The following is a 21,000-nucleotide window of genomic DNA, read 5'->3' as shown; positions in this document are numbered from 1 at the left end:
ACAATTTTGCTATAATTTCACTTTAAAAGTCCTCTAGGATTTTGCGAAATGACACTAGAACAAAACATCGACAGAATAACGCACAAATGGCCGATTCCGCTTCGCGTGATGATCGTTTCCACGAAAGCATTTCTGTTTAATCACGGAACGATTCGAGCCGCAGCGATGACTTACACATCGTTTTTAGCGGTCATTCCGTTTTTAATTCTTCTCACCGCAATTTCGCTTTCTCTCGGACTCGGTTCTTTCTTCAATACTTATCTGCCTGTTCTCGACCAATTCTTCTCTCTCGGTCTTCCGCTTGACGATATTATGCCGCTCCTCGAAAATACGGAGCACATTCATCTCCGAACTCTCGGCGTCATCGGTTCTGTTTCGCTTTTCATCACTTACATTTTCGCAATCGGCAACTTAGAAGTCAATATGAATGTCGTTTGGGAAAATCAAACTTCGCGGCCATTCTTCAAACAATTCGTCGCTTATACGCCGCTGCTTCTTGTCGCCGCTCTCGGTTTCGCTTTTTTTGCCATGTTCGTGAATCATTTGAAAACCGGACTTTTAGAAGTCGCGAATAACTGGGAATTTTTGACAGCCGAAACGATTCCGCAAATCATGAGCACATTTTGGACAGTCGCGATGAATGTGATTTTTGTTGCGCTCATCTTTTTTGCGATTTTTCTTTTGCCCTACCGCAAAGGGCATTATTCCTACAAAAGACTTTTTTGGCCTTCTCTTGTCGTGAGCCTTGGCATTTGGGTTTGCACTTGCGGTTACCTCGTCATTTTAATTATGCTGCAAAAAAGTTTGGTGAGTCGCATGTCGCTCTTCTACGGTTCACTCGCTTTTATTCCGCTCGTGCTGCTTTTTGCTTTTGGATTTTGGGCGATTATGCTCTACGGAAATTGTTTGGTTTGGACGATTTATTCTTGGCCGCGTTCTGGAATTAAAAAATGGAATTGGGTGCAACCCGAAGGCTCGCTGTGAAAAAATTTTTCACCCTTTTCGTTTTTCTTTTTTTCGCTCCCGCATTCGCAGAAATTTCGAGTTTAAACGATTCGGAAAATGCAATTGTTTCGGACGAGAATAAAATTTTTCTCGGCTTTGAAGCGAATAATATTTTACTTCTCGAAGACGGTTCTCTCTATTTTTCTTTTCACGGCGGCGTTAAAATTCATCCGCAATTCCGTTTGGGAATGTATGCGGCAACCGTCGCAAACGATGTAAACACCAAAGAGCACGGCAAAAAAATTTCCATCGATTATAATTCTCTCGGAATTCTCGCCGAATATAAACCGCTTCAAATCGGCAATTTTTCGCTTTCGATTCCCGTGACAGCAGGCGCAGGATTTACAAGCATCAACACAAAAGGCGAAGAACATTCCAAAGCAAAAGACGGTTACTTTGTCGCCGATGCGGCGCTCCATTTCAATTATCAAATCAATCCGTCAATTGAAATCGGCATCGGTGGCGGTTACCGAGTATTCCTCGGCATCTCCGAAGATGACTTTGAAAATAGCGATTTCAACACGCCCTTTGGTGCGTTCTTCATCAACTGGGGCGAACGCTGAGGCTTCCCGTGGATAGCGAAATTTCTCTTCGCGGAGCGCATCTCCGCAATCTGAAAAAATTAAACGCCGACTTTCCCGTCGGAAAAATTACCGTGGTCTGCGGGCCTTCGGGCTGCGGAAAATCTTCTCTCGTTATGGATGTTTTGCACGGAGAAAGTCGCCGCCGTTACTTGGAAACGCTGAGTCCTTTTGCACTCAAAATTTTGGGAGGCCGCACCAATATTCCGCTCGATAGCGCGGACGGTCTGCGCCCAAGCATTGCGATTTCAGCTTCCCGCGGAGACGCTCCCGCAAAATCTTCGCCGCTTTCGATTTCGGAATGCGAATTTCCGCTGCGCATTTTATGGGCTGCACTTGCAAATCCTGCATGTCCCATCTGCGGAAAACCGATGACGTGTGACACGCGTGAAAATATCATCGTGAAAATTTGCGAACTTCCCCTCGGCAGTCGTCTCCAATTTCTCGCTGCCGTTGAAGTCAAAAATTTATCGCTCGATGCCATTTCGGCAACTCTTCTTTCGCAAGGATATTCCCGCGTTATCGCCGACGGAAAAAGTTATTCTCTCGATGCGCTTCGCGCAGAAGAAAAGCTTCTCGTTCCCCAAGAAATTTTCGTCGTCCTCGACCGCGTCATTATCCGCGAAGGCGTCCGCACACGCATCGCCGAAGCCGTCGACGCGACTCTCCGTTTTTCGCATACAAAAGTCATCTTGGATTTGGGTAGCGAACGAAAAATTTTTAGCACAATTCCATTTTGCGCCGAACACGATACGACAGCGGCAGCGTTAAATCCTGCGGACTTGTCTCCGCATTCTCTGCATTTTCAATGCAAAACTTGTGGCGGCAACGGAGAAATCGAAAGCAAAACCGAAGACAAAGATGCAGAAATTTGTCCGGACTGCGGCGGTTTTCGTCTGCAAAATTTCATCTTGGAATCGAGCGTGCAAGGAATTTCTTGGCGAAAAATTTTAAGCTCTTCTTTTGCTGAATTAGAAAAAATTTTGCCGGAAATTTTTAACGGGATTCTTCCCGAACATTTGAAAAGCACCGCCGAAATGCTTTTCGCACGCATTCACGCGGTGAACAAAATCGGACTCGGCTACTTGGGCGCCGGGCGCATCGGCAGTTCCCTTTCGGGCGGAGAACTCGGAAGACTTCGGCTTTCGCCTTTAGCAACGGGACATTTAGACGGCATGTGCATTTGCCTCGACGAACCCGCCAGCGGACTTTTTAAAACCGATGTCGAAAAACTTTGGAAAATTTTTGAAGAAATTCGCGACCGCGGAAACACTCTCGTTTTAATTGAGCACAATCCGTTTTTAATTGAGCGCGCGGATAAAGTCATTGAAATGGGCCCAGGCGCAGGCGAACTCGGCGGCGAAATTCTCTTCAGCGGAACTCCCGCCGAACTCCAAGCAAACGAAAATTCTCCCACCGGAAAATGGCTCCGCGAACTCGCCAAAAATCCGCCACAAAAATCCGACGAAAAATCAGACTCTTGCATTCACGTGAAAAAATTTCACCTCTACGATATGGCGCCCGTTTCTGCAGAATTTCCACTGCAAAAATTCAGCGTGATTTCGGGAGAAAGCGGAAGCGGCAAAAGCACTCTTTTATTCCAACATATTTTGCCGCGTTTTTACAAAGGCGATTTCAAAAAACTCGGCATTCAAAATATTTCGCTTTTAAGTTCCCGCGGATTTTTCAGAAATCGTCGCAGCACAGTTGCAAGTGCCATCGGCATTGCGCCGCTTTTCCGCGATTTGTTTTCAAAACTTCCCGAAAGTAAAATCAAAGGATTTTCCGCATCAAAATTCAGCACCGCAGTTCCCGGCGGACGTTGCGAAACCTGCAAAGGCGAAGGCATTCTCCGCGATCCATCGGGCTTTGAAGAAAGCGAATGTCCCGTTTGTCTCGGAAAACGTTTCCGCGATGAAATTTTAGAAGTCCGCTTTAAAACTCTTTCCTACGCCGATGTGTTGGATTTAACCGTCGAAAAAGCAGCGACGATTTTCAACTTCGCTTCTAAATTTACCGAAAAACTTTTGCCGCTTGTGCGCACAGGTCTCGGCTATTTACGACTCGGCCAATCGACTGCAAATCTTTCTGGTGGCGAAGCCGCTCGCATTAAACTTTCTCTCGCCCTTTCCCGCGCGAAATTTCCGAATACACTTTTCCTCTTCGATGAACCCGCCCGCGGACTGCACAAAAATGACATCGATAAAATGATTGCTTTAATCCGCGAACTCGTAGAAAACGGTCACACCGTCATCGCCATCGAACATCAAGAAGATTTTTTAAGAAACGCCGATTATAAAATCGAATTAAAAAGAAAAAATCATTAGCTTCTGCTAGCCGTAAAACGCACGTGGAAAGAATTCGAAGTCCATTTCACATTGCTATAATCATCGTCATCAGCGACGATTAAATTATAACTTAGCGCAATACCTAAGCTCCAATTTTCACCGACCCACCATTCTTTTCCCACTTCAAGATCGATTCCAACTCCTGTCGCCGAAAAACTTTCATAATTATAACGCAGCCAATCATCATCATCGTCATCCGAAGTGAAGACGGCAAATCCAACCGTTCCGCTGAAAAATAAATTGCTCATCACACCGTAATGAAACGGATAAATCGTAACGCCCGGGCCTAAAATACACGAAAGTACAGTGATTCGAGCCGTCGAGTTCCAATCTCCATTATCAGTGTAAACATTGAAATCATTTCGTCCGACCGAAAACCAAAATGCTCCATGAAGCACAACCGTTTGGTTTAAAGCACCGCCCACTTTGACAACCAATTCTTGCGAAAAATCATTATCCGATTCAATTTTATTTCCATCAAAGCGATTGGTTTCTTGCTTTGACAACCCCGCACCGTATTGAAGATTGATGAAAAATCCATCGTGAGTATACGGTTCTGCAAAAGCGAACGCTGCGACGGAAAGAATTAAAGCCAAAAATTTTTTCATCGGATACCTCCCAAAAATTCTGCACTAAAATGTAAAAAAAAATTTCATTTTCGCAATCATTTCGGATTGGAATCATTAAAAATTTTCATTTAACTACGCGTCAAAGAGAGGCGCAGACGGAACGAATTCGCATACCAAGAAATCGTATTTTTAAAATCGCTATCATCCGCAACGATGAAAGTATAAGCAAGCGAAAGCCCAAACGTCCAACTTTTTCCAGTCCACCATTCCTTTCCCACTGCAAAATCAAACCCATAACCGCCTGCGCTAAAATCTCCCGGATCATTATAGCCGTCACGATAAGACCATAAACTAGCCACGCCCATCGATCCGCTAAAAAAGACGTCTCGCATCCAACCTTGCTCTTTCGGATAAATGGTGATTCCTGGTCCCAAGAATATCGAAAAAAAGCCATCTTTATACTCAAAATCTCTCTGATATTCTTTTGCATCTCCGTAATAATTAAAATCACTTTGACACGTCGTCATAAAAAATGTTCCGTGCAATGCAACAGTCTGTTCAATAACACCGCCCACTTTGAATAAAAATTCGTGTGAAAAACCAAAGTCCGATTTCACCTGGCCGCCATCAAAATGATCCGATTGCACCATCGCGCCACCGGGACCATATTGAAAACTCATATAAAATCCATCGTGCACATAAGGCTCTGCAGAAACCATTGCGCAAGCAAGAATCACAAGAAGCAAAATTTTTTTCATCAACGCCTCCAAAACGTTTTTAAAATGTAAATCTTTTTCGATTTTCTTTTTTCGTTTTTTTCGATTTGAAACTTTTTCTCGCCTAAAAAATTTTGGGAATTCTTTCTGCGCTTTTCAAAAATCTGCAAAAAAAATTCGACGAAAATAATTAACTTTAACCGTGTCTTTATCCAAACGCATCAAGCGGCACGTGTCCGCAACTCCGCATCTTTTTCGAGTGATTTGTCATCTCGGTTTTGAAAAAACTTGTGCCAAAGAATTGCAGCAACTCGGGCTCGTTTCTCCGTGCACGATTAGCGACGGCGCAATTTTCTTAGAAGCAAAAATCGAAGACGCTTGGCGTTTCCTCGCTTTCTCGCGAACGGCGACGCGCATCGAAATGCAAATTGCAGAATTTCGCGCAGAAAATTTCGGGCGTTTAGAAAAGAAGTCCGCAGAAATTCCTTGGGAACTTTATTTTTTCAAATCGTCCATTCCCGCGGTACATTCCTTTTGCAAAAAATCGCGATTGTATCACAGCGATGCCATTTCAGAACGCGTTTCTGCAATCATTCAAAATGCATTAAATGAACGCGGCATTTTGCCTGCAGATTTAGACGATGGATTTTCGCCCGCTTGGAATTCTCCAACGCAAACCATTTTTGTGCGCTTGGAAAATGACATTTGTAAAATCAGTTTGGATCTCGCCGGCGAACCGCTTTATAAACGCGGATTCAATCGTCATGTTGAAAGCGCTCCGGTCCGCGATACTCTTGCCGCGTCCATTCTCTTCGAAGCGGAATTTTATTCGAAAAAAATTCTCCTCGATCCAATGGCGGGAAGCGGCACATTTTCTCTTGAAGCCGCTCTTTTCAAAGCGCAAGCGCATCTCAATAAAACGCGCCATTTCGCAACAGAATCGTTGCCCTTTTTCCGCCCCGCTGCGTGGAATTTTCTCACCTCGCATTTTCAAGGAATTGACGCCTCTTCTCTTTCAAAAATTGCGGCCAGCGATTTTTCCGAAAAAGCATTTTCCACTTTGCAATTCAATTTAATTTCTGCGGGCGCAGCGCCGTTTTTAAAAAATCTTCCTGCAGAAACTTTGCAAATTTCTCGCGCGAATTTTTTTGATTTGCCCCAAGCCAAAGCGGGAACTCTTCTCGTTTTAAATCCGCCGTATGGAAAACGCATTTCCGCGGACATCACAACTCTTTATCGCGAAATCGGAAAAAAAATCCGCAGCGATTTTACGCAAGCGGATATCGCCATCATGATTCCGGGATTAGCGGCCGAAAAAGCGTTTGCGCTCACCCCGAATCATTTTATCAAAACGTCAAACGGCGGCATTGACGTCAAAGTTTTCTTCATCAAAAACGGATAAATTTTTCGATTATTTTTTATCCTGCGACTTTAACGAACTCTGCATCACTAAACTTTTGACAAGTCCGAGAAGCGCGCTCATTTCAAATCGCGTTGGCGCTAAGCGCTGCAAAAATTCGCGAACCGCGGATTCGGTCCACGTGTTATTTTGATAACGATCCGTTAAATGCGCCCGCAGATACTGAAGAAAATTTTCAATTTGTCCGATATTCGCTTGTTCAACGCGTCCGCGTTTTAAAGGCACGCGATCCGTGCGAAGTCCGCGATTGTCCAAAAGACCATTGCGACAAAGTTCGTAGCACGCAGTCGTTACCGCTTGCGCTAAATTCAAACTCATTTGACCCGGAACCGGAATTTCACAAATCATCGCGCAGCGTTCAATTTCATCGAGCGCAAGCCCGCAAGATTCGCGGCCAAAAACGAGCGCAACAGTTCCCTCTTTCGGAAGAATTTCTGTAACCTGCGGAAGCGGCGTATGCGGAATCACCGTATCAAATCGACGACGAGAAAATGCGATGGCATAATGCGCAGTCGCAAGCGCTTCGTCTAATGTATGCACGACTTTTGCCGCATCTAAAATTTCTGCAGAATTGTGCGCCGTCCGATACGATTCTGGATTGACCGTATCGCGATTTGGATACACAATATAAAGTTCGGGAATCGCGTTGCAATGCATCGCCCGTGCGACAAATCCCACATTATGCGGATGTTCAGGTTCTACAAGAACAATTCGAAATGAAAGCATAAATCTTCACTTTTGAAAAGTTAATTTATACAAAAAATTTTTACAATTTCCACGCAAAATCTTGTCCGCGGATTTCGTTTTTCACGCATTCATTTTCTTCGGTTTTTGCGCCCGGAAAAAGAATCACATGATCGAGAGAAACGCCCGCAGAAATTTCTGCGCCCGGCATTAAAACTGTCGCTTTGGCATTCGCCACATTTTCTAAAGAAACACCGAAATTTCCGACGCCGAGTTCCTTTCTCCGAAAATCGCTCGCCCGCATTAAACCTTCGGGAGTTCCCATGTCAATCCAAAGCGCATGCTTTTGACTGTCATCGATAAACGGCGGCATTCCCATTTCACAAAGTCGTTTCCAAAATTCGCGGACATCGCGTTCCGATTCGCGGATCATTTGCAGCGCCCGTTTGGAATACCAAGAAATGCCAGAAAATGTCACACGTTCTTTTGTGCGTAATCCAAAACGATTTTGAATTCCCGCCATATAACCGCCCTTGACCGAAATCGAATTGACCGCTGGATTATCCACCGCTAAAAGGGCGCACGGCGCCCCCGATGAACGCGCCAAACGCAAAAAAGATTTCAAATCAAATTTGCAATAACAATCCGAATTCATCACGAGCAAATCGTCGCAAGGATCTTCGGCATTCATCCGAAAAAGCGGACCGCCTGTGCCCAAAATTTCGGGCTCTTCCGTCCACACTTTTTCAAATCCAAGCGCTGTCGCGGCTTCGGTTAATTTATCTGCAAAATAATGTGCATTCACATGCAAATGCGCTTCGGGAATTGTATTCGCGAGTTCCATTTGCAATTCGAGAATCGTCTTATCGACAACGCGCACAAGTGGCTTCGGCATTTGAAGAGTTAACGGACGCAGTCTTGTGCCGAGGCCTGCAGCGAGAATTAAAATGCGCACTTACAATTCTCCGTTTTCAATAAAATCGTGACGATACGTTCCCGAACCCAAAAGAATATCGATGGGAAGTTTTTCATATTCGTATTCGTAAGGCGGATTTTTCCACGCAAAATCTTTCGGATATTCGTGCACCAAATAACGCAGAATTCGAATTGCCATCTCAAAAGAGCGAAACACATTTCTATCTAAAACATGAATTTGTGCACCGCCGCAAATTTGACCTGCGCCTTTATGAAATGTCGGCTGGAAATAATTTTCACGGAAATAAACTCCCGGCAATTTGAGTCCATTCAAATAACGGCAAAGTTTCGGCGCATCGATAAACGGCGCACCAAAAAGTTCAAACGGACGCGTCGTTCCGCGGCCTTCGCTCACATTCGTCGCTTCGAAAAGGCACATGCCCGGATAAACGATTGCCGTATCGAGAGTCGGCATATTCGGCGAAGGCATGACCCACGGCAGTCCGGTTTCGTCAAACCACATTTCGGGTTTGTAACCGTCCATTTCCATCACATAAAGTTCACACTTCGGATAACATTCGTCTTGGAATTGTTTTGCGATTTCACCAATCGTCTTCCCGTGGCGGATTGGAAGTTTCCAAAGCCCGACGAAGCTCGTATAATTCAAATCCAAAGTCGGTCCTTCCACGGTATTTCCAAGCGGATTCGGACGGTCGAGGACGATGACTGGAATGCCCGCTTTTTCACACGCTTTCATGCAAAGGAAAAGCGTCCAAATGAATGTGTAATAACGCGCTCCGACATCTTGCATATCCACAAAAAGAACGTCGATATGCGAAAGCATCTCGGGCGAAGGCTCGCGGGTTTTCCCGTAAAGACTATAAACCGGAATTCCCAGTTCTGGATCGACAGAACCTTCCCATTCGATCATATTGTCTTGGGTGTGCCCTTTGATCCCGTGTTGCGGGCCAAAAAGAGCCGAAAGTTTGAAAAGTTTGCCATCATAACGGCGAAGGGTTTCGAGGGTATGATGATAATGAGAATCCACTGACGCTGGGTGCAAGAGGGCGCCTAAACGTTTTCCGCGTAAATGCTGCGGATAAGATTCTTCAAAATGAGAAAGAGCGATTTGAACAGTCATAATTTTCTATATTTTAAGGTACGATATCAAATATAAGTAGTTATATCTCATAAATCGTAAAACACATTAGGAAAATACAAATGCCTTATTTGAACAAAGTTATGCTCATCGGAAACATCGGCAAGGACCCTGAAACGAAAGTCACTCCGAGTGGACGCAAACGCGTTTCTTTTTCACTTGCAACTTCTCGCCGCTACCGCGATGCGAACGGTGAAACCCGCGAGCAGACAGACTGGCACAATATCGTCGGTTGGGGAAAAATCGCAGACATTATCGAACAACTCGGTGTTCACAAGGGAATGACTCTCTACGTCGAAGGCACTTTGACCTATCGTTCTTGGGATGACCAGAATGGTCAGAAGCGCTACGCGACCGATGTGAACATGGACACTTTCCAGCTTTTGACTCCGCGCAGCCAGAGCAACGGAAACTACCAGAACAATTACAACCGTCAACCGCAAGCAACGCCGGCGCCAGCTCAGACTCCGAGCTATGGTCGTTCTCCGACGATGAACGCTCAGCCTTCTCTTCCGCCGATGGGTGCAGGTCCCGACGTCGAAGAAGATCTGCCGTTCTAATTTTTTAGCGACAGAAGGTCATGCCAGCTTTTGAACTTATCGGTTTAGCGATTCTCTGGAGCATTGGGCTTTTGGCCGTGATCCAGACAATCAATTCCCGTGGCGCCATCCGAACAGCAATTTCCGGAATCATCACCGTTATTCTGCTTTTGATGGCGTGCTTTTTCAGCTACCTCAAGTTCGAAGGTTACGGATCTTTTGTTTCGCCGATGCTTTCTCCGACTTCAATTATCGCGGCAAATATTTCAGCCAACGAAGCCGAATTTAACAAGCGAACCAGCGACAGCACACAAAATCCGATGTCAAGTATTTCAAACGATGTCGGAATGAGCAAAAATGCTCTCAATTCTCCGGAGCGCTACATTTCTTCTGCAGAAAAAATCGCAGACGAAGCCCTTTCTCTTGTAAAAGAAATCGAAAAATTCAAAGCGCTTCCTAATGATATTGACGAACCGAGTCGCGAAACCGCCGAATCCAAAGCGCTCGCTCTCCGCAACGCCACCGCCAAAGTCAACAGCAAAGCGGCGGCTCTTTTTCATCCGAAGAGCGTGAGTGAACTTCACAGCAAACTCGTAAGCGCAACCGAAGGACTTCGCCTTGCCGGCTACGCGCTCCACGCTTACACAACCCTCGAAAATGCAGCCGATAAGCAGGCGCAATTTGAGCAAAGTAAGCGGCAAGCCGCTGCCGCCGCAGAAAGTATTTCGGCATACAAATCCGAACTCGGGAAACTTTTAAAGAATTAACCAATCACCACAACAAAGGCCAATTATGAGTCGCAATGTTGCCATCGTCGGCGCCACAGGCGCAGTAGGACAAGAACTGATTTCCATTTTGGAAGAGCGCAATTTTAAGCTGGATTCGCTGAAGCTTCTCGCCTCCAAGCGTAGCGCTGGCCGCAAAATGAAATTCCGCGGCGAAGAACTCACCATCGAAGAACTCACCCACGATTCTTTCAAAGGAATTGACATCGTCTTTTCTTCGGCTGGTGCTGCTATTTCGCAAGAATTTCTCCCGTCGGCAGTCAAAGCGGGCGCAGTTTGCATCGACAACACAAGCTTCTACCGCATGGATCCGACAGTTCCTCTTGTCGTTCCCGAAGTCAACCCCGAAGACATTAAACTTTACAAGCCAGAATTCGGCGGCAAAGGCATTATCGCGAACCCGAACTGCACAACCATTATGATGGTTGTGGTGTTAAATCCGATTAACAAAATTTCGCACATTAAGAAAATTCACATTTCTTCGTATCAGAGCGCAAGCGGTGCTGGCGCCGTTGCAATGGAAGAATTGAAGCAACAATACAAAGACATTTTGGAAACCGGTTCAACCACTCACATTTCGAAATTCCCGCATCAGCTGGCGTATAATGTGATTCCGCAAATCGACAAAATGACGGAAAACGATTACACGAAAGAAGAAATGAAGATGTTCAACGAAACACGCAAAATTATGCACAGCGATGTGCGCACGAGCGCCACTTGCGTCCGCGTTAGCTCGCTTCGTTCGCATTCCGAATCGGTTTGGTTCGAAACAGAACGTCCGGTTTCTGTCGAAGAAATTCGCGCTGCGTTGAAAAATGCTCCGGGCGTCACCCTCAAAGATGACCCGCAGAATTACGTTTACCCGATGCCGCTCGAAAGCGCTGGCCACGACAATGTTTACGTCGGCCGTATCCGCAAGGATCTCGCAGACGATAACAGCAACACGCTCTGGCTCACCGGCGACCAAATTCGAAAGGGCGCTGCATTAAACGCTATCCAAATCGGCGAATTGCTTTAAATCGAAAAACGCCCCGAAGGGGCGTTTTGAATGGAGTCTTTGCGATTTTTCGCAGAGACTTTTTTATTTTGCCGCAGATTTTTTTGCAATCAAACGACGATAACCTTCGGCGTTCCATTCCGCGGAACCTTTTTTAAATGGCGGAGTCAATTCATTTTTGAATTCAAAAATTTGATTGTTTTCATTTTTCCATTTTGCGCCCGAAGCAGCATCTTGACCGTCGAAGACAACGGCATCGGCTGCCGAAATAAGAATCGCACGATGATCCAATTTTTCATCTTTCAACGAAATGCAAAAATCGGGAGCCGCAAACGGTTCTAATCCAAGAGTAAACATCGAGTCTGCGGTTTCTACAAAATTCACAAAAGCTTCGAGAGGAACATCGCCATTTACAATTTCTGTAAATGTTTTCGCAGACCATGCCGCGCCCGAATTTTCACTGTAAACGCCGAGTGCGCCGGCTTCTAAAATTTTTTTGGCGAAAGTCAAAAACGATTCAAATTCTTCTGCACTTTGCACCGAAAATTCCAAAAAGAGAAGCGATTTGTGCGCAGCAATCTCTGCCGATTCTTCGGAAGAAAGCGGCGAATGTTCTGCAAAAATTGCCGCCAAATCGGCGACCGCATTTTGCAAAATCGGTTTATAAAAAATGGAAGAGCCCGCAACCATTACGCGCTCTTTGGACGTATCCAAATTCAATTTACTTTGCAAAAATTCAGGCGCTTCTTGTAAAGAGAACGGAAGCGGAAATGCGATGACGAAAGATTTCATTTTTTCCTCGTTTCAAGTTTGCGGGCGGTGTTTAAAAGAGAAACTGCCGAAATTTCGTGCTGCGTGAGAAGCTTTGCAAAGCCCGCTTGCTGCAAAGAATTTCCCAAATACACTTGTTCTGTTTGACCGGGAGTCGGAACGAAAATACATTTTGCAGATAAATTCACCATATCCATCACCGTGCTATATCCCGGCCGAGAAATCACCCACTTTGCATTTTTCACAGCATTCGCAAAATCTGCAGTTTCTAAATGATTGAAAAGAGTAATATGGGATGACGTCTGCGGAAGATTTTTTTCACCGGGAAGTCCGCGAATTATCGCATGCTGCCCCGCAATTTTGGAGAACGCACGGAGAAGTGCATTTTCAAACGCAGTGCGCATCGGTTCTGGGCCCGAAAGAAGTGCGAGAAAGCGAAATTTTTTTTGTGCATTTTCCGAAGTGAATTTATCCGCATTCTCTTTTGAAAAACGCGATTGCGGACCAATGTAGCGAATTTTTTTTGCAAAATTTTCGTCGGCATATTCAACGTGCGAAAGCTTTCCCGCAAGCCCCGGAAATTCTGCGTAATCGGGCACCCAAATTTCATCAAATTTTTTCATTTGACTTTGATGCCATTCCACGCCAATTTTTTCAAATGCGGAAAATGCCTGCGGAAACGCAATGCGCAGTTGATGCGTCATATAAATATTCTTCGCGCCCGCCGCCCAAAATCCAAAACGATTATCCGAAAAAAGAATGTCGTAACCGCGTTCGCGTTTTAAATTTTCGGCGATTTGATGTTCTGCGCGGATGACCCGCCGAATGTGACGATAATTTTTGAACAACCAAAACGGCATTTCAAATCCGCGTTCCGGATAACGGATGTTGTAACCCGAAATGTTAATTTGTTCTAACTCGGGAAATTCCGATTGATAGAGAGCCGCTTCGCGCCCGGAAACCGCCAAGTCAACAGTCGCACCTTGACGCAAGAAATTGCGAATCACGGGAATTGTCCGCGTCGCATGTCCAAGCCCCCAATCGAGCGGTGCCACGAGAATTTTCATTTGACTTCACTCGAGAACCAAGCATTTGCCCAGTCGCCGTGATCACAGTTTCGGTCACCGCCTTGATCGATTTGCAATTCGAATTGACGAGCGCCCGCAATTTTTACTTGCACCGGATACGATTCGCCGACATACAAACGCTTTGATTGCCAAACTTTTTTCCCGTCTGCGATGACGATAAATTCTGCGCCATCGCCGCAAGCGCTTTCATCATCGAGCCCGACGACAGCGTGGAAAGTTTCGTATGCTTCGGGCAAATTAAAAGACATTTTGGAAGTCGCATGCGAACCGATTCCAAAGCGGTAAGTTTCACCATTTAATTGCATGGTGTGATGTTCCACCGATTCATTCGTCTGCGGTTCGCCCCAATCCTGCGTATAACTCACAATCGGAATGGACGAAAGCAATTTTACTCCCGGCGCTTCGACAAAGACATCGCGCGTAATGCGCACTGTATCATCGGGCACATAAAAATCAAAACGATAACGCGAAAGCCCCGAAGAAACATTTGCTAATGAAACCGTTGAAACGGTGGAATCGAGAGTGCCTTCTGACGCTACCGAATCGCCGAGCCAAATGCGATACGCAACCGATTCGGGGAAATTCTTCGTGAGCGCAAACGAGCCCGCCGCATTTTCAATTTGCATATCGCTCACCGAAATTCCTTGCGCATAAAGGGAAAGTCCGTGTTTCGAAACAATTTTGTGCAGAGTCAACGGATAACCGAAAAGGCGATTTTCCGCGAGAATTTTTTCGACTTTATAACCGTCCAAAATCGATGTAATTTGATCCGTCGTTTTGAATCCGACGACGCGTGATTCGCGATTCACTTGGCCGTAGCCATCTTGCCCGCGGACCAAATAAATGTTGCCGTTCGTTTCATTTTGATATTTCGCAAATTCGTCGGCAGTCCAACCCATAAATGTGCGCTCGCTAAAACTCGAATATCCCGAAGCGAGCATTTGCCACGGACGCGCATAAATGTAAATGGAATTTTTCGGGAAAGTTTTCAGATACGAATTCAAATAATTTTCTTCGCCGAGAAGTTTATTTTTGTAATAAAGCATATTCGCATCAAAGCTCGAAGTATGCCAAATCGCAAGCCCCACCGAAAGGAAAATCGCAACCGCAGCGGCTACCGACGAAGATTTTTTGAAATTCAAACCGCAGGTTTCCAAGCAATCGCTTAATCCGAGCGCCATAATGAGCGCAAACATCGGAAGCGCCACCAACACATAACGCTGGTTAATGTCAATTTCAAATGTTCCCGAGACATTAAAAAGAATCACAAAAATTTGCAAGCAGAAAAGAATGCCGAGAATAAATCCGCGACGATAACGCTTCTTAAAAATCATCCGATAAAGAAGCCAAGCCGTTGCAAGCAAAAGCAGAATCGTAAACGTCGTATAGAACGGATCATTCATAATGCCGCCGTGCGACAAATCGCTTTCTAAACTCAGCATATGCTGAATATCGGTTTTGAGATTAAACCAGAAATTTGAGAAAGAATGCGCCGCATGCGTTCCGCCTTGGAAATCAAATCCGCGATAAGCCGCCATCGTGTTGACCGCAGGCCAACTCACCGCGATAACCGAAAGCACAAAAAGCGGTAAGCGATAAAATTCGCCGCGGAAATAACGGACATAATATAAGCCAAACGGAATGAATGCAAAAACGGTTTCTTGTCGCGTTCCCGAGAAAAATCCGAGAAGCGGAACCGTCAACAGAAAATGTTTCCACTTCACTTCTTTCGGCGGGACAAGCGCATACCAAGCGAGCAAAAGCGAGAAAATGCAAATGTACAAGACTTCGGTAGAAGCCGAGCGCGATTGCATTAAATATATCGGCATCCCTCCGAGGAAAACCGTCGCCGCAAGCGCACGCCAATCGCTTTTAAACCAAATTGAAAGCGCTAAGAAAAAGGCGATTAAACTCAAAAGATAAAACGGATAATTGACGAGCAATGCGGTATCGCGATTCGGTTCCGCGAAATGGAAAACGAGAGAATAAACGAAGCCGAGTGTTTTCCCTTTGAAATTATTCACTTCGGTATGGCAATCGAGAACGCCATCTTTCCAAATGCCTTCGTTGCAAATGCCTCCGGTATGATCGAAATACATTTGAAGACCCATCGATTCCCAACTCGTTTCGTCCGAAAGAACGCGGTGAGAATTTTCGATGTGATTCCACGAGAAAACGGTAAAAAATCCGAGAAGACAGAAAAGGGCGAGAAGACTTTTTGAAGACGGTAAATGCGCCCGTGTCCGCAGCACAATTTCTTTGGCGTTGACGATAAGCCCGACGATAAAAACGATAAATGTTATCAAGGACGCATAATAGCCGTAGCGAATATCCCACGTCCGCGCAAAAGGAACCGAGAGATTATTAAAAATTAAAAAAGCGCCGACAAGAACCAACAAGGTCAAAAAAATAATCCGCGCATCCTTCAGAGAAATTGAAAAGGAAATTTTATCGTTCATAATTGCAAAGTTAGAAATTAACCACAATAAAAAAATCCGCAAAAGCAAAAAACTTCTGCGGACATTCTTTTTGAAAAAGGAAAAATTACTTCACTTCGAGATAGTAAGATTGAAGAGTCTTGCCGTTCGAAGAAATCACGATGAGCTGCTTGCCCTTCGGAAGATTTCCCTTCACCGAGAAGAGACCTTCGGCCTTGTATTCTACAGCGAGTTCAGTCTTCTTTGAAGCATCGGGGAAGATACCGTTCTTGTCGGTTTCAAAGCCTTGGCAGTCTGCGTGAGCCGAAACGAGAGCGGTCGCAGCCGGATAAGCAGCAACTTCTACAGCGGTCGTCACAGAACCCGGATTGCAGTAGAGGAAGTCAACAGCCGATTCCACGACTTTCGCATCCGGAAGTTTGTTCACCTTGATATCTTTCTTGTTCTTCTTCGCTTTCTTGTCTTTCTTCTGGCTCGGAGCCGAAGCCTTCATGTCTTGTTCAAAGCTAATGCGAAGACCTGCGAGAGATTCTTTACAAGTCGTCGAGAAAATCGCCCATTCATTGGCAATCTTCACCGGAGTTTCGCCCGGAATATAAAGACCCGGAGAAACGGTGTCCGAATATTCGTACAAGGTAATTTCCTTGTTCGGTTCCTTATCGGTGGTCGTAAAAGTCTGCTGACCCAAGATATACTTGTTGCGACGAGCCTTGATCAAATACTTGCCAGCCGGAACATTTTCAAATTTGAACTTGCCGTCTTTCAGCATGTCTTTGTAAGCATACTTCTGAGCGTGCGTGCCGTAAATGGTCGAATCCATCCAAACGGTCGGCATTTCCACGGGCTTGCCGGTGAAAGCATCGACAACTTGACCCGAAATGGTTCCAGTCTTCTGGCAGCCCGAAAGCGAAAGAGCAATCGCAGCAGCAAGAGTGGGGAGCAAAATTTTCTTCATAGCAAATCCTCAATCAAATTTTTGTTGTCCAATTATAGATTTTTTTCAAAAGTTTTCCGCTAAATCGTCTTTGAAAAGACGCCTTCACGCTGCACCTTTTGCATGAGCGGATCAAGCTGCATCGCCAAATAGCGAATGACAAGAGTTCCGCGTTCCGTGGTGACGATTTCGTCGTCGGATTTCTTTTCTAAGAGGCCTTCTTTTTCCAAAGAAAGCAAGCGTTCAAAGCCTTCCCCGATGACGCGTTTTTCTTCGTCCGAGACCTTCAGTCGGCGATTGCACATAAGGCGTTCAATCACATCGCGGATAATCCGTTCTTCGTTCGAAAGTTCTTCGCAGCGGATTTCGGTGAGTTTGTGCGCTTCTTGCAATTCCACGTATTTCTGACTTTCGTGAACATTTTGCGTGTAAGCATTATCGAGTTGCGAAATCCCGCTCGAACCGAAAGCGTAAACTTCGCCGGTCGTTGCCCGCGTGCAATAGCCTTGGAAATTCCGATGCAAAAGTCCCGCAGAAAGTGCCTCAGCAAGAGAATCCTTCGGATCGACAAAATGATCCATCCCGACATCGATAAATCCCGCTTTCTTAAAATATTCGCGAGCGCCGAGGAATAATCCGAGTTTTTCTCGCGGAGTAGGCATCGGGAAACGTTCCAAAGTTTTCTGCGCTTTTTTTACCCAAGGAACATGCGCATAACTGTAAAGCGCAATGCGATCGGGATGCGCATCCGCTGCGGTTTCAATGCTTTTGTAAAATCCCGCTTCGGTCTGCGAAGGGAGTCCATAAATCAAATCCAAATTGATTCCGGTAAATCCGAGTTCGCGCGAAAGCGCAATTAAATCTTTCACCGGTAAAAGCGACGGCTCGCGTCCGATATTTTTCAGCACTTGCAAATCAAAATCTTGAATGCCATAACTCACCCGATTAAATCCGATGCGCGCAAGTTCGCGCAGACGTTTTTCATCGACGATTGACGGATTGCATTCGATAGCGATTTCTGCATGCGGAGCAAAGTGGAAACGTTCCCGCAATTTATTCAAAATTTTTTCGAGATAAGAATACGGAACACTCGTCGGCGTTCCCCCGCCAAAATGCACTTGCGTCACCGGGCGAGAAGAATCGATCCACGGCAATTTTTCGTCCATTTCCGAAAAGAGCGCTTGGAAATAACGTTCGCAATTTGCCATATCCGATGGCAAAAGTTCCGAAGTGCATCCGCAGAAAAGGCAGTGCTTCACGCAATACGGAATATGAAAATAGAAGCTCACATTTTGCGGTTTTAACGCATTCGATTCCCGCCAAACACGTTCGATTTGCGCTTTGTCTTGAGCAGGGCGGAAAAGATTCGCTGGCGGATAACTAGTATAACGCGGAGCATTGGTGTTATACTTCAAAAGAAAATCAATCATTCCGTTCATAGCAAAAAATGTAAAAAATTAGGAGTGAGAAATGTAGAATTCAAAGAAAAAGTCGGCTTCCTAAATGAAAAAGAAATGAGCGCCTATGATCTAGTCAAAAATTTTGTCCAACAAAAAATTGGAAACTTCACAAGCAACGATGTCATCGAAAATTGTCCGCGCCTTGGGCGTTCCTCAATTCTTTCGTCGCTAAAAAATTAACGGCAGAAGGATTCATGATGAAGCAAGGAATTGGCAAAAGCACATTTTATGTGAAGGCCGATATTCAATAAACTTCAAAGCAAAATCCCTATGACAAAACAAGAAATTTATCATTTTTTAGAAGGGGAAAAAATCGAGTTTGAAAAGAACATTTTTATTTGATCACCGTTAAAGGAGCCAAAAAACTGAACTTAAAAGCGTTTCGCAAATCGCATGGTCTGCGCACGGGAATCCGGTGAAAGTTGGGGTGGTGTAGAGGGGAATATCTTCCTAAATGGATAAAATATAATAGGTTACCTTTTCTACAAATTGCTCATAATCATTATATATGACAGTTGATTCAAACGGACTATATTGAATTGTAGCCTCTTTTACATTTAAATCTTTTTCATTCAAATAGAAATTATTGTATTCCTTACTATTATGCGGATTATTTTTCATTTTAGGAAAATCCACCAAATATAAAAGTGTTTTTGTTGGAGTATGAAAAAAAGATTCAATATTGTCGGACGATAAATGCAGATATTTTTCTATATGATGAGAATTAACATTTTCCCATTTCGAAAATTCTCCACCCTTTTTAAAATAAGGAAGTTCTTCTGGGATGATAATGATTTGAAAATACGGTATCTTATTCGCCCTAATATTCGCCGTTTCTCCAAGCATATTTTCAAAATAATTATTTGCATTTTGGCAATAATTTTGCATCACAAATTTAACACCAATTCCAGCAATCGGCAAATCTTTTTTATAAATGGTAATATCTACTTTTTTATCAAAATATCTTCCTTTCAATAATTGTTCTTTTCCATCCCCAATTCCAAGAGATTTTATTTTATATAAAACACCCAGTCTTTTTTGAAAATCATTTGAAATAGCTCCATGCAATATTTTTAATTTCTGATTGCTGCGAGACCCTGTTTCCAAAAACACCACAAAAGATTGAGCAACGATATCTAAGAATTCTTGATTATTCATACTTTTCCCCACTTAGTTTATAATTCAAATACATTTCAAGATCTTTGGATGAATATGTATAATATCCTCCTGATTTATAATTTTTTAAAAGAGAGATGTATTCAACAAAGTCTTCTGTTTGTAAAATTGACTTTATTTTTTCAAAAGAAAATTCTGTTAAAATATATAAGCCGCTATACACGCCTTTTCCCGCAGGAACTTCATTCAATTTAATTGTATCAATATCTTTAATAAGACTATTTATGGCGATTTTATTTTTCTTCACATCAAGAACTCCTTGAGAACGCCCAAATAAAAACCAAGCACTTCCATCTCCGTGAGAAGAAATGTTCTCTTTATGCAATAATAAATATGAATACGCCTTTTTAAATTTTTGAAATTCTAACTCCGAAAAAGGTTTTCCTTTAGCATTATAAGGATAGACGCACTTAGTCCATTTTCCAGATGAGGCTTTAATCACATCAATTACACAATCTTCAAATTCAAAATTTCCAATAAAAATTTTATCAGCTAGAGTGGCAAATCCATTTTTAACTTGAACACGGCATGGTAAATTTGAATTTCTTATTTTATGCAATAAGTCTAAATCTTTTTTTGAAGCCAAATAAAATTTTCCATCAATTACAAAATTTGCATAAGACAAATTTTCTTTCTTATGTAATTTTCCATCATAGGTGTAATAAAAAATTGAATCATTTTCTTTTTTATTAAACTGTGATATGATTGTATATGTAGTTGCATTAAATGCTTGATAATGCTCTAAATCTATAAGCTTCTTTAAATTTTTATTTTCAAGAATATAATGCCTTAATTTAGTCCCTGCTAAGCTATTTAGCCAAGAACTTGGTGTAATCACGCACATCACCCCACTATCATTCATCAGTTCAAAACAAATCTCAAAAAATACAATATAAAGGTCTGTCATTCCCTCTTGTGCGAACTGAAACTTTTTTACAGACTCATACATTTGTTCAAGATTGTGAACCCTCACATAAGGAGGATTTCCGACAACATAATCCATTTGATGATTAAATACATTAACCTCTAATGCGCTTCTATTTAACACGTTCCATTTTACATTTGATAATCCAAATTTTAAACCAACGGCATTCAAGTTTTCCAAACACTTTTTATATTCAATCTCATCAATTTCTATTCCATGGATATAAGACTCCAAATCTTTTTTTAATTTCTTTAAATCAGAATTCTTTGATTGAAAATATTCATTACAATACCTGAATACACTCTCAGTCAAAAAAGCTCCATCACCGCAACTATTATCAATTATATGTTTCTTTAAAATTTTACAACCTTCATAACCAACACTATCAAGCATTAGTTTTACAATAGACAATGGTGTATAAACTTGACCTTGTTTCTTTACTTTATTCATTAGATTTTCCTAAAAAGTTCATTTTGCATTCCGCTTCATC

At 43.6% G+C, this 21,000-nt stretch carries 19 protein-coding genes; 7 read left to right on the top strand and 12 right to left on the bottom strand.

Features of this window, described 5'->3' with window-relative positions; genetic code table 11:
- Window positions 1-48: 48 nt before the first annotated feature.
- From B0H50_RS00805 to B0H50_RS00795, 3 genes are read left to right on the top strand one after another with little or no spacing between them, the layout of a single operon-like run.
- On the top strand, window positions 49-984 hold the full coding sequence (locus tag B0H50_RS00805; RefSeq protein WP_106197419.1) for a YihY/virulence factor BrkB family protein: 936 nt from the start codon (window positions 49-51) through the stop codon (window positions 982-984).
- Window positions 981-1,568 carry a hypothetical protein gene (locus B0H50_RS00800; protein WP_109587084.1) on the top strand — a complete coding sequence of 196 codons (588 nt, stop codon included), beginning with the start codon at window positions 981-983 and terminating at the stop codon, window positions 1,566-1,568. Before B0H50_RS00805 ends, B0H50_RS00800 begins: the two co-directional genes overlap by 4 nt.
- An 8-nt stretch (window positions 1,569-1,576) precedes the next feature.
- The gene (locus B0H50_RS00795; RefSeq protein WP_106197421.1) at window positions 1,577-3,913 is read left to right on the top strand and encodes an excinuclease ABC subunit UvrA; all 2,337 of its coding nucleotides are present in this window, start codon (window positions 1,577-1,579) and stop codon (window positions 3,911-3,913) included.
- Here B0H50_RS00795 and B0H50_RS00790 read toward each other — a convergent pair.
- Window positions 3,910-4,542, bottom strand: a complete 633-nt coding sequence (locus tag B0H50_RS00790) for a hypothetical protein (protein ID WP_106197422.1) — start codon at window positions 4,540-4,542, stop codon at window positions 3,910-3,912. The genes B0H50_RS00795 and B0H50_RS00790 overlap by 4 nt on opposite strands.
- An 89-nt stretch (window positions 4,543-4,631) precedes the next feature.
- Window positions 4,632-5,261, bottom strand: a complete 630-nt coding sequence (locus B0H50_RS00785; RefSeq protein WP_109587083.1) for a hypothetical protein — start codon at window positions 5,259-5,261, stop codon at window positions 4,632-4,634.
- A 160-nt stretch (window positions 5,262-5,421) separates the two neighbouring features.
- Between B0H50_RS00785 and B0H50_RS00780 the strand changes: the two genes are divergently transcribed.
- A complete protein-coding gene (locus B0H50_RS00780) occupies window positions 5,422-6,621 on the top strand; it encodes a THUMP domain-containing class I SAM-dependent RNA methyltransferase (RefSeq protein WP_109587082.1) in 1,200 nt (399 codons plus the stop codon).
- Window positions 6,622-6,630: 9 nt separating this feature from the next.
- On the opposite strand, the gene B0H50_RS00775 is transcribed toward B0H50_RS00780, so the two are convergent.
- The 3 genes from B0H50_RS00775 to B0H50_RS00765 are packed head-to-tail and all read right to left on the bottom strand — an operon-like array spanning window position 6,631 to window position 9,379.
- Window positions 6,631-7,365, bottom strand: coding sequence for an RNA methyltransferase (locus B0H50_RS00775; protein WP_106197425.1), 735 nt, complete (start codon window positions 7,363-7,365; stop codon window positions 6,631-6,633).
- A gap of 40 nt (window positions 7,366-7,405) precedes the next feature.
- Entirely contained in the window at window positions 7,406-8,278 is an 873-nt protein-coding gene (locus B0H50_RS00770) for a sugar phosphate nucleotidyltransferase (protein WP_109587081.1), read from the bottom strand.
- Window positions 8,279-9,379 carry an exo-beta-N-acetylmuramidase NamZ family protein gene (locus B0H50_RS00765; RefSeq protein ID WP_106197427.1) on the bottom strand — a complete coding sequence of 367 codons (1,101 nt, stop codon included), beginning with the start codon at window positions 9,377-9,379 and terminating at the stop codon, window positions 8,279-8,281.
- An 80-nt stretch (window positions 9,380-9,459) separates the two neighbouring features.
- On the opposite strand from B0H50_RS00765, the gene B0H50_RS00760 reads away from it, so the two are divergent.
- The 3 genes from B0H50_RS00760 to B0H50_RS00750 are packed head-to-tail and all read left to right on the top strand — an operon-like array spanning window position 9,460 to window position 11,739.
- Complete coding sequence (locus B0H50_RS00760; protein ID WP_106197428.1) at window positions 9,460-9,957, top strand: single-stranded DNA-binding protein; 498 nt, start codon at window positions 9,460-9,462, stop codon at window positions 9,955-9,957.
- A gap of 20 nt (window positions 9,958-9,977) precedes the next feature.
- Entirely contained in the window at window positions 9,978-10,703 is a 726-nt protein-coding gene (locus B0H50_RS00755) for a hypothetical protein (RefSeq protein ID WP_106197429.1), read from the top strand.
- 25 nt (window positions 10,704-10,728) lie between these two features.
- Entirely contained in the window at window positions 10,729-11,739 is a 1,011-nt protein-coding gene (locus B0H50_RS00750; protein WP_106197430.1) for an aspartate-semialdehyde dehydrogenase, read from the top strand.
- 63 nt (window positions 11,740-11,802) lie between these two features.
- Here B0H50_RS00750 and B0H50_RS00745 read toward each other — a convergent pair whose 3' ends face one another.
- The 7 genes from B0H50_RS00745 to B0H50_RS00715 all read right to left on the bottom strand — a co-directional run bounded on the left by B0H50_RS00745 (window position 11,803) and on the right by B0H50_RS00715 (window position 20,960).
- The gene (locus tag B0H50_RS00745) at window positions 11,803-12,510 is read right to left on the bottom strand and encodes a hypothetical protein (protein ID WP_106197431.1); all 708 of its coding nucleotides are present in this window, start codon (window positions 12,508-12,510) and stop codon (window positions 11,803-11,805) included.
- Window positions 12,507-13,556, bottom strand: a complete 1,050-nt coding sequence (locus tag B0H50_RS00740; RefSeq protein WP_109587080.1) for a glycosyltransferase — start codon at window positions 13,554-13,556, stop codon at window positions 12,507-12,509. The genes B0H50_RS00745 and B0H50_RS00740 overlap by 4 nt, the downstream gene beginning before the upstream one ends.
- Complete coding sequence (locus B0H50_RS00735) at window positions 13,553-16,036, bottom strand: NPCBM/NEW2 domain-containing protein (protein ID WP_106197503.1); 2,484 nt, start codon at window positions 16,034-16,036, stop codon at window positions 13,553-13,555. The genes B0H50_RS00740 and B0H50_RS00735 overlap by 4 nt, the downstream gene beginning before the upstream one ends.
- 85 nt (window positions 16,037-16,121) lie before the next feature.
- Window positions 16,122-16,970 (bottom strand): peptidase associated/transthyretin-like domain-containing protein, encoded by an 849-nt coding sequence (locus B0H50_RS00730; RefSeq protein WP_106197433.1) that lies wholly within the window; start codon window positions 16,968-16,970, stop codon window positions 16,122-16,124.
- A 59-nt stretch (window positions 16,971-17,029) separates the two neighbouring features.
- Complete coding sequence (gene hemN, locus B0H50_RS00725; RefSeq protein ID WP_109587079.1) at window positions 17,030-18,388, bottom strand: oxygen-independent coproporphyrinogen III oxidase; 1,359 nt, start codon at window positions 18,386-18,388, stop codon at window positions 17,030-17,032.
- Between the two features lie 471 nt (window positions 18,389-18,859).
- On the bottom strand, window positions 18,860-19,567 hold the full coding sequence (locus B0H50_RS00720) for a hypothetical protein (protein ID WP_106197435.1): 708 nt from the start codon (window positions 19,565-19,567) through the stop codon (window positions 18,860-18,862).
- Window positions 19,560-20,960: an HsdM family class I SAM-dependent methyltransferase gene (locus B0H50_RS00715; RefSeq protein ID WP_106197436.1), complete on the bottom strand. Its 1,401-nt coding sequence runs from the start codon at window positions 20,958-20,960 to the stop codon at window positions 19,560-19,562. The genes B0H50_RS00720 and B0H50_RS00715 overlap by 8 nt, the downstream gene beginning before the upstream one ends.
- Window positions 20,961-21,000: the final 40 nt, after the last annotated feature.

The organism is Hallerella porci (assembly GCF_003148885.1).
Taxonomy (GTDB): Bacteria; Fibrobacterota; Fibrobacteria; order Fibrobacterales; family Fibrobacteraceae; genus Hallerella; species Hallerella porci.
Note: the sequence above shows the minus strand (reverse complement) of the source record. Positions and strands in the feature narration are given on the sequence as shown.

What these genes read in the sequence shown, in the direction of transcription:
- B0H50_RS00785 (WP_109587083.1), bottom strand. Translation starts at nt 5,261, where the DNA reads ATGAAAAAAATTTTGCTTCTTGTGATTCTTGCTTGCGCAATGGTTTCT.
- B0H50_RS00735 (WP_106197503.1), bottom strand. Translation starts at nt 16,036, where the DNA reads ATGAACGATAAAATTTCCTTTTCAATTTCTCTGAAGGATGCGCGGATT.
- B0H50_RS00715 (WP_106197436.1), bottom strand. Translation starts at nt 20,960, where the DNA reads ATGAATAAAGTAAAGAAACAAGGTCAAGTTTATACACCATTGTCTATT.
- B0H50_RS00720 (WP_106197435.1), bottom strand. Translation starts at nt 19,567, where the DNA reads ATGAATAATCAAGAATTCTTAGATATCGTTGCTCAATCTTTTGTGGTG.
- B0H50_RS00750 (WP_106197430.1), top strand. Translation starts at nt 10,729, where the DNA reads ATGAGTCGCAATGTTGCCATCGTCGGCGCCACAGGCGCAGTAGGACAA.
- hemN (WP_109587079.1), bottom strand. Translation starts at nt 18,388, where the DNA reads ATGAACGGAATGATTGATTTTCTTTTGAAGTATAACACCAATGCTCCG.
- B0H50_RS00805 (WP_106197419.1), top strand. Translation starts at nt 49, where the DNA reads ATGACACTAGAACAAAACATCGACAGAATAACGCACAAATGGCCGATT.
- B0H50_RS00740 (WP_109587080.1), bottom strand. Translation starts at nt 13,556, where the DNA reads ATGAAAATTCTCGTGGCACCGCTCGATTGGGGGCTTGGACATGCGACG.
- B0H50_RS00765 (WP_106197427.1), bottom strand. Translation starts at nt 9,379, where the DNA reads ATGACTGTTCAAATCGCTCTTTCTCATTTTGAAGAATCTTATCCGCAG.
- B0H50_RS00790 (WP_106197422.1), bottom strand. Translation starts at nt 4,542, where the DNA reads ATGAAAAAATTTTTGGCTTTAATTCTTTCCGTCGCAGCGTTCGCTTTT.
- B0H50_RS00745 (WP_106197431.1), bottom strand. Translation starts at nt 12,510, where the DNA reads ATGAAATCTTTCGTCATCGCATTTCCGCTTCCGTTCTCTTTACAAGAA.
- B0H50_RS00755 (WP_106197429.1), top strand. Translation starts at nt 9,978, where the DNA reads ATGCCAGCTTTTGAACTTATCGGTTTAGCGATTCTCTGGAGCATTGGG.
- B0H50_RS00760 (WP_106197428.1), top strand. Translation starts at nt 9,460, where the DNA reads ATGCCTTATTTGAACAAAGTTATGCTCATCGGAAACATCGGCAAGGAC.
- B0H50_RS00775 (WP_106197425.1), bottom strand. Translation starts at nt 7,365, where the DNA reads ATGCTTTCATTTCGAATTGTTCTTGTAGAACCTGAACATCCGCATAAT.
- B0H50_RS00730 (WP_106197433.1), bottom strand. Translation starts at nt 16,970, where the DNA reads ATGAAGAAAATTTTGCTCCCCACTCTTGCTGCTGCGATTGCTCTTTCG.